Source organism: Natrinema salinisoli (assembly GCF_020405205.1).
GTDB lineage: Archaea > Halobacteriota > Halobacteria > Halobacteriales > Natrialbaceae > Natrinema > Natrinema salinisoli.
This window is the reverse complement of the sequence record NZ_CP084469.1, coordinates 3899222-3912647: the sequence shown is the minus strand read 5'-3', so window position 1 is coordinate 3912647 and position 13426 is coordinate 3899222. Positions and strand designations below refer to the sequence as shown.

The window sequence follows — 13426 nt, the reverse complement described above, 5'->3', positions numbered from 1 at the left end:
CGATGCCGCTACTCAACGGGCATGAGTAAACGAGCGGATGCCGCAGAGGCGATCTTCTGGGCGGACGAGGTCGACGATTCTGTGGCGATTCAGCGCTACCAGACGCTCGTGAACACGGTCGACGACGGAATCTACCAGCTCGATACCGACGGCCGGTTCGTCGCGGTCAACGATATCATCGTCGAGATGAGCGGCTACGCGCGCGACGAACTCCTCGGCGAACACGTATCGATTCTGCTCGCGGACGACGACGTCGAACGAATTGCGCGCGAAATCGAGCGGAGCGTGGCGAACGACGACCGGCTGACCGAAACATTCGAGATCGCAGCGCGAACTGCCGCCGACGAGACGCGGTACTGTGAGCTGCGGGTGAGTCTGCTCGTCGAGGACAGTGACTTTCAGGGATCGGTCGGGATCGTCCGCGACGTCACCGACAGAAAGCGAACGGAGGAAACGCTCGACGAACACGAGCGACAACTCGAGCGCGAGCGCGACCTGATCGACCGAATTCTCGAGACCAGTCCCGTCGGCGTTCAGGTGCTCGATACCGACGGACGGGTCACGCGAATGAACGAGCGGATCAGAGAAATTCTGGAGATTCCCGAAGACGAAACCGGGGAGTACGATCCGTCGGATCGGACGGTCTACGACGAGAACGGTCGCGAGGTCACGGTCGACGAACACCCCTTCACTCGAACGCTCGAAACTGGTGATCCGGTGTACGAGGAGATACTCCGGGTCGAACTACCGAGCGGCGACTCGCGCTGGCTGTCGGTCAATGCGGCACCCGTCTTCAACGACGCCGGCGAGATCGATCGCGTCGTCACGACCGGCGAGGACATCACCGCACTGAAAGAGCGCGAACGGGAACTCGAGACCGAACTGGACGAGATTTTCGGTCGGATCTCCGATGCGTTCTACGCGGTCGACGACCAGTTCCGGTTTACCCACGTCAACGAGCGGGCCGCGGAGTTCATGGGGCGAACGCGGGACGAGTTACTCGGACGGAACGTGTGGGACGTGTTTCCGGAAGCCGCCGATTCTCCCCTCTCCGACCGATTCCGCGACGCGATGGAGAGCCAGGAACCCGTCTCGTTCGAACGGTATTCCGAGCCCTTCGGAATCTGGGCGGAGGTGAACGCGTACCCCTCCGAAACGGGGCTGTCGGTGTACTTCCGCGACATCACCGAGCGCAAGGAGCGCGAACGCAAACTCAGGGAATCCGAACGCCGCTCTCGGACGCTCGTCGAGCATTTCCCGAACGGAGCGGTCGCACTGTTCGACGAGAAGCTGCAGTACACGACCGTCGGCGGTGAGATAATCGAAGACCTGGAGGACTCTGCTGACGAAATCGTCGGGCAGGACATTCTGGAGCGGTATCCCGAGGAATTGGCCGACAGGCTCGAGCCGAAGTACCGAGCCGCGCTCGCCGGCGAGCGCTCCACCTTCGAGTTCGAGTTCCGCGACCGTCACTGGTACGCACACACCGTCCCCGTCGAAGACGACGAGGGCGACGTTTCCGGGGGGATGGTGATGGTCCAGGATATCACGGATCGAAAGGAGGCGGAACGGGACCTCCGCGAGAGCGAGGCCAAATTCCGGACGGTCACGGAGAACTTGGACGAGATCGTCTGGATGATGACTCCGGACACCGAGGAGTTCCTGTACGTCAATCCGGCCTACGAGGAGGTCTACGGGCGCGACCGCGAAGCGCTCTACGAGGACCCGTACGCGTTCGCGGAGGCGCTCCATCCCGAGGACCGTGACCGCGTCCTCGACGCGTGGGCGAAACTTCCGGAGGAAGAGTACGAGGAAGAGTTCCGGATCGTCCGGCCCGACGGCGAGGTCCGGTGGGTCAACGCGCGGACGGCCGAAGCTAACGACGAGAGTCGCGAGGTGACCCGGATCGTCGGCATCGCCGAGGACGTCACCGAGCGCAAGGAGCGCGAACGCGAGCTCGAGACCCTGTTCGAGGTACTCCCGGTCGGCGTCGTGGTCGCGGAAGCGGACGGCGAGATCGTCGAAGCCAACGATACCGCGCGTGCGATCTGGGGAGGGGACGTGTTCGACGCCAGTTCCGTCGACGAGTACGAACGATACCCAGTACGGTGGGCCGATTCGGGCGAGCGAGTCGAACCCGAGGAAATGACGTTGGCGCGGGTCGTTAACGGGGAAGCGGTCACCGACTCCGACATCTTCGAGATCGACGCCGTCGACGGCGAGCGCCTGATCGTCGAGCTGGAGGGCATGCCGATCCGAGACGAGGCCGGCGAGGTGACACGCGGGGTCGTCACCTTGAGCGATATCACCGAGCGCAGGACGGCCCAGCGACGGCTCGCGGAATCGGAGCGGCGCTACCGAACGTTAGCCGAACACTTCCCGAACGGCGTGGTCGGCGTCTACGACCGCGATCTCCGATACACGCTGGCGGCGGGCGAGAAAATCGGCGACCCGGCGCCGAGCAAAGAAGAAGTCGAGGGGGCGCGGATGCCGGAGCTCTATCCGGACGACGCCGTGGCGGACCTCGAGCCGCTGTTCCGGGCCGCTATCGAGGACGGAGAGACCGGCAGCGTTCAGACCGAGGTCGTCGGTCGCCACTGGCAGGTGTGGGCGACGCCGCTGCGAGACGCCGACGGCGAGATCTTCGCCGGACTGAGCTTCGCTCAGGATATCACCGAGCGCAAAGCGCGCAAACGCGAACTCGAGCGGGCGCTCGATCTGCTCGAGAAGACCGAGCGCATCGCAGACGTCGGCGGCTGGGAGATCGACACGGAGACGAGGGACGTGTTCTGGACCGACCACATCTTCGAGCTCCTGGCGGTAGACGGCGACGAGGAACCGCCACTCGAGGAGGCGATCGATATGTATCACGAGAAGGACCAACCGATCGTCGAGGCCGCCGTCGAGGAAGCGCTCGCGTCCGGGGAGTCTTTCGACGTCGAGGTGCGGGTCCACACGGAAAGCGGCGAGATGCGGTGGCTTCGGCTGCAGGGGGTTCCGGAGACCGACGACGGCCACGTCGTTTCGCTCCGCGGGGCGGCCCACGACATTACCGAGCACAAAAAACGCGAACGACGGCTAGAAAAGGTGATCGAGCGGCTCGAGGAATCGAACGAACGCCTCGAGCAGTTCGCCTACGCCGCCTCCCACGACCTCCAAGAGCCCCTCCGGATGGTGTCGAGCTACCTGCAGCTGCTCGAGAGCCGCTACGCCGACGACCTTGAGGAGGATGCACAGGAGTTCGTCGAGTTCGCCGTCGACGGGGCTGAACGGATGCGTGCGATGATCGACGGGTTGCTCAAATACTCCCGCGTCGAGACGCAAGGCGAACCGTTAGAGCCGGTCGAACTGGGAGACGTCCTCGATGAGGTCCGCGACGACTTGCAGCTAACGATCGAAAGAAGCGGCGCCGAGATCACCGCTGAAGAGCTTCCCCCCGTCGAAGGCGACGCCAGTCAACTCCGACAGGTGTTTCAGAACCTGTTGGAGAACGCCATCGAGTACAGCGGCGACGCCGCTCCGCGGATTCACGTTTCAGCCGAACGCGATGGGCCGGACTGGGTCGTGTCGGTACGCGACGAGGGAATCGGCATCGACACCGAGGACGCGAACCGCATCTTCGACGTGTTCCAGCGCTTGCACAGCCGCGAGGAGTATTCCGGCACGGGGATCGGGCTGGCCCTGTGCGAGCGGATCGTCGAACGACACGGTGGCGACATCTGGGTCGAGTCGGAACCCGGCGAGGGATCGACGTTTTCGTTCACGCTTCCGTCTACTGACGCGTAAATTCCCGAGATGAGCGGTTCGAGGCTACGGAGTACGGATCCACTCGGGGACGGCGCCACTAGACGAGCGAATTTCGCGACCAGCATCGAACGCTCGCGAGCCCGTCCCGTTACGTTTTACCCCCGTGGGGCCGAACCGGTTTTCAATGACTGCCCAGACCGTCCAGCAGGGCGACCTCGTGACCGTCATCGGGCTCGAGGTCCACGTCCAGCTGGAGACCGACACGAAGATCTTCTGTGGCTGTTCGACCGAGCCGAGCGACGAGCCGAACGACAACGTCTGCCCCGTCTGTCTCGGGCTCCCGGGGGCCCTACCGGTACTCAACGAGGCCGCCGTCGAGGCCGCGGTCAAGATCGGCAAGGCGATCGACGCCGACATTCCAGAGGAGACCCGCTTCCACCGGAAGAACTACTACTACCCCGACCTGCCCAAGAACTTCCAGATCACCCAGTACGACGAGCCGATCTGTCAAGAGGGCGAGCTCGAGATCGCCGTCGAGGGGCAGCGCCGGACCGTCGCGATCGAACGCGCCCACCTCGAGGAGGACCCGGGCAGCCTCCAGCACGTGGGCGGCGGTGGCGGCATCGATTCGGCGGAGTACACCCTCGTCGACTACGACCGCGCCGGCACGCCCCTGATGGAGATCGTCACCGCACCGGACTTCCGCAGTCCGAGCGAAGTGCGGGCGTTCCTCGCCGAACTCGAGGAAGTGCTCGAGTACCTTGGCGTCTTCGACGCCGAACGCGACGGCAGCCTGCGGATCGACGCCAACCTCTCGATCATCCCCGAAGAAGATATCGACGGCGACGACACCGACGAGATCGGAATGGACGCGCTCGAGGCCGCGAATCGGACCGAGGTCAAGAACATCTCGAGTCACAAGGGGGCTGAGAAGGCCCTGGCCTACGAGGAGACTCGCCAGAAGAACGCCATCCAGCGCGGGCGGGCGGTCGAGCAGGAGACCCGCCACTGGGACGAAAGTCGGGGAATCACGGTCTCGATGCGCTCGAAGGAAGAGGAGAAGGACTACCGGTACTTCGAGGAGGCCGACCTGCCGCCGCTGCGCGTCTCGAACTGGAAAGACGAGATCGCGATTCCGGAACTGCCCTCGGCCCGCCGCGAGCGGTTCCAGGCGGAGTACGGACTGAGCGAGGAGGCAGCCTCGAAACTCACCTCGACGAAACAGGTCGCGGACTTCTACGAGGACGTCGCCGGCGAGTACGACCCCGACCTCGCGGCGACCTGGGTCGCGGACAACCTGCTGGGCGAACTCAACTACCGCGACATCGAAATCACCGGGATCGAGGGACGGCTCGAGGAGATCAAACGGCTCGTCGAACTCGTCGCCGACGACGAGATCACGGCGAAAAACGCCCGCGAGACGGTATTGCGTTCGATGCTCGACGACGGTCGGACTCCCGACGAGATCGTCGCGGAGGAGGGACTGGGCAAAACCGGCGAGGACGAAGTCCAGCAGGCCGTCGTCGAAGCGATCGACGAGAACCCCGACGCCGTCGACGACTACGAGTCCGGCGACGACGGCGCGATCAACTTCCTCGTGGGCCAGGTCATGCAAAAGACCGACGGCAGTGCGGACCCCGGCGACGTGAATCAGCTACTGCGCGCCGAACTCGAGGGCTAATTCGGACTCTCCAGCAGTTCCTCGTTGATCACGGTTGGCAACTCGTTGATTACGTCGAGTGAGGGGGAGAATACCGACATCTACGACCCGAATCCGTAATCGTAGCGAAGGGTATCACCGATGTCCGAGACCTGAACGGATCGTCCCCGGTTTCGAAACCGTATTTTCCCGCCTGTCGTGAGCCCCATCGCTATTCGATTGCGTCGAATGGCCACCGCCCGCTCCCGTCGATCCGGCCCCTCGTTCCGATACCGCGCGAATTATTAACGCGAAACATGTCGGTAGCGGACATGGACCGCATTTCGCTCGGCAACGACGAATTCGAGGGCCGGAACAACGCCTACGTCCTCGCCGACGACGCCGAAGACGAACTCGCGCTGGTCGATACCGGCATCGCGCTCGAGTCCGTTCGCCGGGACCTCCGCGACGGGCTCGCCGAACGGGGCTACGAGTTCGCCGACGTCGACGACATCGTCCTCACGCATTTCCACGTCGATCACGCCGGGTTGGCCGGCGAGATTCAGGCCGAAAGCGACGCGACGGTCTACGTCCACGAGGCCGACGCGCCACTGGTCGCGCAAGACCCCGACGCCGTCGCCACCGTCGAGGACCGCCGCCGGGAACTCCTCGAGCAGTGGGGCGTTCCCGACGAGGCTCGAACCGAACTCCTCGAATTCCTCGAGTCGGCGGATATCGAAGGGCGCCCGGCCGATCCGACGCCGATCCAAGACGGGGACCGGCTCGACGTCGGGGGTCGAACCCTCGAGACGGTTCACGCACCGGGGCACGCGGCGGGGCTGTGCTGTTTCGAAATCGAACGGGGCGACGAGGCGTTCGTCGGTGACGCCGTCCTTCCGGTGTACACGCCGAACGTCGGCGGTGCCGACGTCCGCGTCGAGCACCCCCTGGAGAAGTACGTCGCCACGTTGGAACGGCTCGTCGATCGCGACTACGACCGCGTCTGGCCCGGGCACCGCGATCCCATCGAGGAGCCGACCGAGCGGATCGAAACGATCCTCGAACACCACCGCGAGCGGACGGAAACGATCCTCGAGATCCTGAACGAGCGCGGGCCGGCCGACGCCTGGACGGTCAGTGCGGAACTGTTCGGCGACCTCGAGGGGATTCACATCGTTCACGGGCCCGGCGAGGCGTTCGCCCACCTCGATCACCTTCGTCATGAAGGTGTCGTAGAATACGAAAACGGAACGTATAGGCTTCAAAAGGAGACGATTGTACTCGAAGACGTTTTTTGACGTTTCGTTCTGACGGCAAAATTGGTCCCAAACTGGTCGACAGCATGCTGAAACTTTACAACTGTGTGTTGTTGTCAATGGGCTTGCTAACTTCCCTCATCTTTATTAAGTGGGAATCGAAAGAGGTGGATGAGAATCGGTAACTCACTGACACACAATGGCTAACGAAGATAACAATAATCTCGAATCGCATAGAACTGGAAACGATTCTGTTGGACGACGGACATTTCTCGGTGCTGCGAGTGCAGGTGCGCTGACGACGACGCTCGCCGGTTGTATGGGTGGGGTCGGCAGCGGCGGGGGTGGCGACGACGTGTTCAAAATCGGCCACCTCGGCCCGACGGAACTCCAGATGGGCCGCGGTGCAGAACGAAGTGCGGAGCTCGCGGTCGCCGAACTGAACGACAACGGTGGGGTTCAGGGGCAAGACGTCGAACTCCTGTCGGAAGACACCGGCGGCTCCCCGTCGGAGGCCGAACGGGTGACGCAAAATCTGGTCGGTTCCGATAACGTCGACCTGCTCGTCGGTACCTTCGTCAGCGAGGTCACCCAGGGAATCATCGACTACATCGCGGAGCGGGACGTGCCGTTCATCATTACGGGCTCCGCCGATCCGGCGACGATTACCGAAAACCACGGACAGGATTACGAACAGTACAAGAACATCGTTCGGACCGGTCCGATCAATTCAGATCTGCAGGCGGAAGGGATGGCCGGCTACGCGAGCCACCTCAACGACCTCCACGGCTTCGAGAACTTCTCGATTCTGGCCGACGACGCCGCCTGGACCGGCTCTTTCCGCGACATTCTCCCCGATCTGATCGAGGAGGACAGCGACCTCTCAGTCGTCCACGAGGACAGAATGGCGCTCGATACGGACAATTTCAATCCGTTCCTCGACGACGCTGCCGACGCAGACGCCGACGTCGTCATGCGGTTCATCGCACACGGCGGTGCGGCGACCTTCACCAGTACCTGGGCCCAGAACGAGTACCCGTTCGCCCTCGAAGGGATCAGCGTCCCCGGAATGTCCCCCGAGTTCTGGGGCGCGACCAACGGCACCTGTCTGTACGAAACGACGTCTCAATCCGGCGCAGGTGGTGTCTCACCCCTGACCGACAAGACGATGCCGTTCGTCGAGGCCTACGAGGAGGAGTTCACTGGCGACGGTCAAGACCCGCCGAGCAAGCCGATGTACATGGGATTCAACTCCTACGATGGAATTCTCTTCTACGCGAAGGCGGTCGAAGAGGCCGGTACCACCGATTACAACAGCGACCTCGACGCCATCGTCGACGCCATGCTCAACACCGAGTTCACCGGTGCTGCGGGCGAGATCTCTCTCTACGGAGAGGATTCGGACTACCCGAACGACCTGAAGGAGTCCAGGAACGAGGACGGCATCATTTCGAACTTCCCGGTCACGCAGTGGCACGAAGACGGGGACGACGGTGTCGTCGAGTGCGTCTACCCCGAACAGGACGCAACTGCAGAGCACGTCGTCCCAGAGTGGATCTAAGCCGAACACGAAGGAATGATAGAGCAATTACTCTCGATACTAGTGGTGGGAGCGATGATCAGCGCGGTCTATGCGCTGATTGCAATCGGATTCACCATGATCTTCGGCGTCGGCGGCGTGTTGAACCTCGCACACGGTGCGTTGATCATGATCGGCGCGTTCACGTACCTCGCAGCCACGTCGGCCGCCGTCCCGCCCTTCGTGGGATTCCTCCTCGCGGTCGCCGTCACAGCCGCTGCATCCTACGCGCTGTACGCGGGACTCGTCAAATACATCGAAGACAACATCGTGATCACGTTCCTCGCGACGGTCGTCGTCGCGTTGCTGTTGACCGAACTGGTCATCATCCAGTTCGGCAGCGCGCCGTCACAGCTCCTTCCCGTGATTTCGGGGAATATATACCTCGAGGCAGTGGGAACCCGGATCCGGTACGTCCAGCTGCTGGCGTTCGTCGTCTCGTGGATCGCGATCGGCTCCCTCTGGTACTACGTGACGAAAACCGACGAGGGGCGATCGATCCTCGCGACGTCGATGAGTACGCGCGGTGCGGAACTCACCGGGGTCGACCTGCAGAAGGTCAAATCTCGAACCTGGCTGATCGCCGGCGCGTTCGCCGGAATCGCCGGCGTGTTCATCGGGACCCTGCAGTCGACCTCACCGCATATGTGGCTCAGCCCGCTCGCACTCGCCTTTATCATCGTCGTGATCGGCGGCATCGGCAGTATCAAGGGGTCCGTCATCGCGGCGTACCTCATCGGCTACCTCGAGACGGCGTCGGTCGAATTCCTCGGGCCGAGCTTCCAGGGGGTCCTGTCCTTGGTCGTCCTCGTCGCGATCTTGCTGCTCAAACCGAACGGTCTCTTCGGGAGGGAGCTCGTCCATGAGTAGCGCAACGGATCGGTTGAACGCTGCGACGAGTCGCGCAACGGACCGGTTGAGCACCGTGACTGGGCCCGTCGATCAGTTGCTCCAGCCGCTGGCGGACGTCTACAACCGTCTGTTCGGTGACTACTTCGGTGAGATGAACGGGCTCCAGTTCGTGTTGATCTTCGGAACGGCCGCCGCGCTGTTGACGGCGCCGTTCTGGGGGAACTTCGGGCTCGTCAGAGCGATGACCGTCGCAGCGATCTGGGCGATCTTCGCGATGAGCTGGGACATCCAGAGCGGCTACACCGGCTACATCAGTTTCGGTCACTCCGTCCTCTCGGGTGCCGCGGGATACACGACCGCGATGCTCATTCACAACGTGAACCCGGAGCTGTCGATGATGATCACGATTCCGGTGTCGATCCTCGCCGCACTCGTGGTCGGGCTACTCGTCGCCCTGCCGTCGCTCCGGCTGACCGGCCCGTACTTCTCGTTGATCACGTTCGTCGCCGTGTTGATCTTCTACCGATTGATCCCTTCCTTCAGCCAATACACTGGCGGGGAAACGGGAATCCAGTCGGTGGAGGTCTTCACGTACGCCCCGGTCGCTCGGTACTACTACATGGTCGTGCCGATGCTCCTGATCGCGGTCGTGCTGACGCTGATCGCCCGCTCGAACATCGGGCTGATCCTCATGTCGATCCGCGAGAACGAAGCCGCGGTCAACGCTGCCGGGATCAACGCGACGAAATTCAAGATCTTTTCGTTCGCGCTGAGTTCGATCCCGATGGGGATCGGCGGCGTGTTGCTGGTCCACTTCAGCGGCGGCGTCGATCCGACGACGTTCATCGTGGTCGACCGGAGTATCGAAATGATCGCGATCGCCGTCCTCGGCGGAATGAGTTCGATCCTCGGCCCGCTCGGTGGGGCCTTCTTCCTCATCGTGCTCCGGGATTACATCCTCACCGATATCGCCAACCTCGGATCGTCCATCCGCTGGACGGTCTTCTGGGCGCTCGTGTTACTCGTGTTAGTGTTCGCCCGCGACGGCGTGTTCCGGAAACTCTGGCACGGTCTCGATCGCCTCGGAGGTGATCGCCGATGAGCCTGCTCGAGGTCGACGGCCTCACCAAGAAGTTCGGTGGGCTGGTCGCCGTCGATGACTTCTCGTTCGACGTCGAGGAAGGCGAAATCGTCGGCCTGATCGGACCGAACGGATCGGGCAAGTCCACGGTGTTCAACTGCATCATGGGCCGCTACGACGTCACCGACGGTTCGATCCAGTTCAACGGTGACGACATCACCGACGACGCGACCCACGAGGTCGTCAACAAGGGCCTCTCGCGGGTCTCGCAGGAGTCGAACCCGATCCAGGAGATGCCGGTGGCGGGCAACATCAAGCTGTTCACGCTCCCGAACAGCATCCGCTCGTTCTACGGCGGCGCGAGCGAGGAGGAGATCTACGAGTACGCCGCCCGCATCGACATCGAGGACAAACTCCACGAGATGCCGAGCGAACTCCCGCACGCGGACGTTCGCCGGCTCGAGATCGCCAAATCGCTGGCGACCGAGCCCGAGCTCATGCTGCTCGACGAGCCCTTCGCGGGGATGAACCAGGCCGAAATCGCGGAACTGGCCGATCAGATCGAGGGATTCCGCGAGGAGGGGATGACGATGATCGTCGTCGACCACAACATGGGCGGGCTGATGGAGCTCGTCGATCGAATCGTCGTCCTCAACAACGGCGACTTCCTCGCGGAGGGAACGCCCGAGGAAATCGCCGAGAACGAACGAGTCCAGGAGGCATACCTCGCTGGGGAGGGACTGTAATGACCGATCCGATACTCGAGGTCGAAGACCTCAACGTCTACTACGGCAAGTCGCACGCACTGAAAGGCGTCTCGCTGTCGATCGACGAGGGCGAGATCTACGGCGTCATCGGGCCCAACGGGGCCGGCAAGACGACCATGCTCAACGCCATCGCCGGCTTCGTCGACTACGAGGGGACCATCCGGTACCGCGGAACGGACCTCGCGACCGTGAACCCACAGCAGATCGTCAGGGACGGCCTGATCTACTGTACCGAGGATCGGGACCTGTTCCCGTTCTTCTCGGTCCACGAGAACCTGCTGATGGGCGCGCAGTTCCGCGAGGACCGCGACGCAGTGCAGGACGACCTCGACATGGTCTACGAACTGTTCCCGCGGCTGGACGAACGCCGCGAGCAGGAAGCCGAGACCATGAGCGGCGGCGAACAGCAGATGCTCGCCGTCGGCCGCGCGCTGATGAGCGATCCCGACATGCTGATGCTCGACGAGCCCACCCTCGGGCTCGCGCCGGTCATCATCCAGGACATCAGCGACGCGCTCGAGCGCCTCTCGGATCAGGGGCTGACCATTCTGCTCGCCGAGCAGAACTCGACGTTCGCGCTGCGCCACGCCGAACGGCTCTCGCTGATCGAAACCGGCGAGATCGAACTGGCGGGCACGTACGAGGAGTTCCACGACAACGAGTACGTCCGCGAAGCCTACGTCGGCGTCCACTGAGGACCCGCCGTTCGGATTCGAATTTTTCGGTGAAAAACGGAGATTCGAGGCGTATAGCGACGGCGCTCGTCGCCGGAGACGGACATCGGTGCCCTATTCGGCCGTCTCGAGCCCGCCCTGGAACGACGCGACGGCGTCCCGGAACTCGTCGGGGATTCGCGTCGGCTCTTCGGTCTCGAGGTCGACGGCGACCTGCGTGACGGTTCCCTCCGCCAGGATCTCGTCGTCGCGCTTTCGCTTCGCCCGGTACTCGTACTCGAGGCTGGCCGATCCGATATCGCTGACTCGCAACTCGTTGACGACCACGTCCTCGAATTCGGCCCCGGTGCGGTAGTTCAGTTCCGTGTTGACGACGTGGATCTGCCAGCCGTCCTCGACCATTCGATCGTAGCCGTAGTCGACCGCCCGGAGGAAGGCCGAGACGGCCTCGTCCTGAAACGTGAAGTACTCGCCGTAGAAGACGATGCCTTGCTGGTCGGTTTCGGCGAACCGGACGCGGTTCTCGAAGACGGGCTGGAATGCGGGCCCGTCGGAGTCTTGATCGGACCCGTTCGTCTCGTGAGTTTCCATATCAGCTACGCCGTCGCAACGTTCAAAACCGTACCGGCCACGGCAAGCGGGCAGGCCCGAAGCACCGAACCAGTCGAAGCGCGTAGGAGCGCCGGGCCCGGGCTATAGTCCCTCCCGCATCGCCTCGAGATCCTCCGCGGCGTGACCGCAGATCACGCGGGCGTCGTGGCGGCGCTCGAGGTCCTCGAGCGTCCGCAGGCTCTCGAGCCAGTCCCGCTTGCTCCAGAGGAGGGTGCCGCCCATCGGGAGTCCGTGTTCGTAGTTCGCCCGCGTGTAGGCCTGATCGCCGGCGAGGATCACCGTGCCGACGTCGTCGAGGTCGAGTTTTACGCCCAGCAAGCCGGGCGTGTGACCGGGGAAGTGGACGAGCTCGAGGCCGTCGAAGAGCTGCCGGCGGTCGCGGTGAACGATTTCCCACGCGAGGTCGCGATCGAAGTCGCCGCGGACGTAGGCGTCGTCGCCTTCGTCGGTCGTGACGCTATAGTAGGCGTGTTTCAGTTCCGCCTCGTGGACGAAAATCGGCGTCTCGGTCCCCTCGAACGCGTAGAGGCCGCCGGCGTGGTCGAGGTGGAGGTGACTTTGGATCACGGCATCGATGTCCCCGAGCTCGTAGCCGGCGTCGGCGAGGTCGTCCTCGAGCGGCCGGAGGTCGGTGTGCTCGAAGGTGGCGTAGAGGTCGTCCGGCCAGTGACCCGAATCGGCATCGGGATGGGAGCCGGTGTCCCAGAGGATCGTCGCCTCGGGGTGATCGATGACGACGTTGTAGACGGGGCCGTCGCCCATCATCGTCTCGGGGTTCGGATCGTCGGCGGTGCCGCGAACGTATCCCTCGATGATATTGTTGACGTCGCTGGTGACCGTGCCGCGATCGATCGGTGTGAGCGTCGCGTCGACCATGGGCCGAACACGGCCGCCGAGCGCTTAATACGTGTGGGAAATAGTGACGTATTCAATATCCGGACCGTGGGATCGAGAGGGGGGTCGGTACTGTGAATGCTTGCCATAGCACTACCCTTCGTCCCATCGACTGGGCGGTATGGTCAAACTCTCGACCCTCGTCATCCTCGCCGGCGTGGTGATGCTCGTGTTCCCGATTCCCCCCGTCGCGACCGCGGTCGGCGGCTTCGCAGTCATCGTCGTCGGGGTTTTGCTCCGCCTCCTGACCGATAAGTGACCGAGTATCGCTGGGTACCGGCAACCAAAAATCCGAGCAGTAACGCGCTCGGAGACTCAGTTCCTC

The 13426-nt window shown here is 63.2% G+C and carries 11 protein-coding genes; 9 read left to right on the top strand and 2 right to left on the bottom strand.

The annotated features are described in order from the left end of the window. The first annotated feature begins 21 nt into the window (after positions 1–21). From LDB05_RS19455 to LDB05_RS19420, 8 genes are all read left to right on the top strand, one after another. Complete coding sequence (locus LDB05_RS19455; protein WP_226005626.1) at positions 22–3786, top strand: PAS domain-containing sensor histidine kinase; 3765 nt, start codon at positions 22–24, stop codon at positions 3784–3786. Between the two features lie 145 nt (positions 3787–3931). Further along, entirely contained in the window at positions 3932–5428 is a 1497-nt protein-coding gene (gatB, locus tag LDB05_RS19450; protein ID WP_226005625.1) for an Asp-tRNA(Asn)/Glu-tRNA(Gln) amidotransferase subunit GatB, read from the top strand. A 290-nt stretch (positions 5429–5718) separates the two neighbouring features. Next, complete coding sequence (locus LDB05_RS19445) at positions 5719–6684, top strand: MBL fold metallo-hydrolase (RefSeq protein WP_226005624.1); 966 nt, start codon at positions 5719–5721, stop codon at positions 6682–6684. Positions 6685–6841: 157 nt separating this feature from the next. Next, positions 6842–8203, top strand: a complete 1362-nt coding sequence (locus LDB05_RS19440) for an ABC transporter substrate-binding protein (RefSeq protein ID WP_226005623.1) — start codon at positions 6842–6844, stop codon at positions 8201–8203. Between the two features lie 15 nt (positions 8204–8218). Continuing rightward, complete coding sequence (locus LDB05_RS19435) at positions 8219–9091, top strand: branched-chain amino acid ABC transporter permease (RefSeq protein ID WP_425498579.1); 873 nt, start codon at positions 8219–8221, stop codon at positions 9089–9091. Further along, on the top strand, positions 9084–10175 hold the full coding sequence (locus LDB05_RS19430; RefSeq protein WP_226005622.1) for a branched-chain amino acid ABC transporter permease: 1092 nt from the start codon (positions 9084–9086) through the stop codon (positions 10173–10175). The genes LDB05_RS19435 and LDB05_RS19430 overlap by 8 nt, the downstream gene beginning before the upstream one ends. Further along, positions 10172–10900 carry an ABC transporter ATP-binding protein gene (locus tag LDB05_RS19425; RefSeq protein ID WP_226005621.1) on the top strand — a complete coding sequence of 243 codons (729 nt, stop codon included), beginning with the start codon at positions 10172–10174 and terminating at the stop codon, positions 10898–10900. Before LDB05_RS19430 ends, LDB05_RS19425 begins: the two co-directional genes overlap by 4 nt. Beyond that, a complete protein-coding gene (locus tag LDB05_RS19420; RefSeq protein WP_226005620.1) occupies positions 10900–11616 on the top strand; it encodes an ABC transporter ATP-binding protein in 717 nt (238 codons plus the stop codon). The genes LDB05_RS19425 and LDB05_RS19420 overlap by 1 nt, the downstream gene beginning before the upstream one ends. Before the next feature lie 93 nt (positions 11617–11709). On the opposite strand, the gene LDB05_RS19415 is transcribed toward LDB05_RS19420, so the two are convergent. Together LDB05_RS19415 and LDB05_RS19410 are read right to left on the bottom strand one after the other, a co-directional pair. Next, entirely contained in the window at positions 11710–12186 is a 477-nt protein-coding gene (locus LDB05_RS19415; RefSeq protein ID WP_226005619.1) for an acyl-CoA thioesterase, read from the bottom strand. A 102-nt stretch (positions 12187–12288) separates the two neighbouring features. Then, on the bottom strand, positions 12289–13083 hold the full coding sequence (locus LDB05_RS19410) for an N-acyl homoserine lactonase family protein (RefSeq protein WP_226005618.1): 795 nt from the start codon (positions 13081–13083) through the stop codon (positions 12289–12291). Between the two features lie 139 nt (positions 13084–13222). On the opposite strand from LDB05_RS19410, the gene LDB05_RS19405 reads away from it, so the two are divergent. Then, on the top strand, positions 13223–13360 hold the full coding sequence (locus LDB05_RS19405; RefSeq protein ID WP_226005617.1) for a transporter: 138 nt from the start codon (positions 13223–13225) through the stop codon (positions 13358–13360). Positions 13361–13426 lie beyond the last annotated feature (66 nt).

Excerpts from the sequence above, each read along its gene's own strand:
- LDB05_RS19410 (WP_226005618.1), bottom strand. The coding sequence starts at position 13,083 with ATGGTCGACGCGACGCTCACACCGATCGATCGCGGCACGGTCACCAGC.
- LDB05_RS19430 (WP_226005622.1), top strand. The coding sequence starts at position 9,084 with ATGAGTAGCGCAACGGATCGGTTGAACGCTGCGACGAGTCGCGCAACG.
- gatB (WP_226005625.1), top strand. The coding sequence starts at position 3,932 with ATGACTGCCCAGACCGTCCAGCAGGGCGACCTCGTGACCGTCATCGGG.
- LDB05_RS19440 (WP_226005623.1), top strand. The coding sequence starts at position 6,842 with ATGGCTAACGAAGATAACAATAATCTCGAATCGCATAGAACTGGAAAC.
- LDB05_RS19425 (WP_226005621.1), top strand. The coding sequence starts at position 10,172 with ATGAGCCTGCTCGAGGTCGACGGCCTCACCAAGAAGTTCGGTGGGCTG.
- LDB05_RS19435 (WP_425498579.1), top strand. The coding sequence starts at position 8,219 with ATGATAGAGCAATTACTCTCGATACTAGTGGTGGGAGCGATGATCAGC.
- LDB05_RS19420 (WP_226005620.1), top strand. The coding sequence starts at position 10,900 with ATGACCGATCCGATACTCGAGGTCGAAGACCTCAACGTCTACTACGGC.
- LDB05_RS19405 (WP_226005617.1), top strand. The coding sequence starts at position 13,223 with ATGGTCAAACTCTCGACCCTCGTCATCCTCGCCGGCGTGGTGATGCTC.
- LDB05_RS19455 (WP_226005626.1), top strand. The coding sequence starts at position 22 with ATGAGTAAACGAGCGGATGCCGCAGAGGCGATCTTCTGGGCGGACGAG.
- LDB05_RS19445 (WP_226005624.1), top strand. The coding sequence starts at position 5,719 with ATGGACCGCATTTCGCTCGGCAACGACGAATTCGAGGGCCGGAACAAC.
- LDB05_RS19415 (WP_226005619.1), bottom strand. The coding sequence starts at position 12,186 with ATGGAAACTCACGAGACGAACGGGTCCGATCAAGACTCCGACGGGCCC.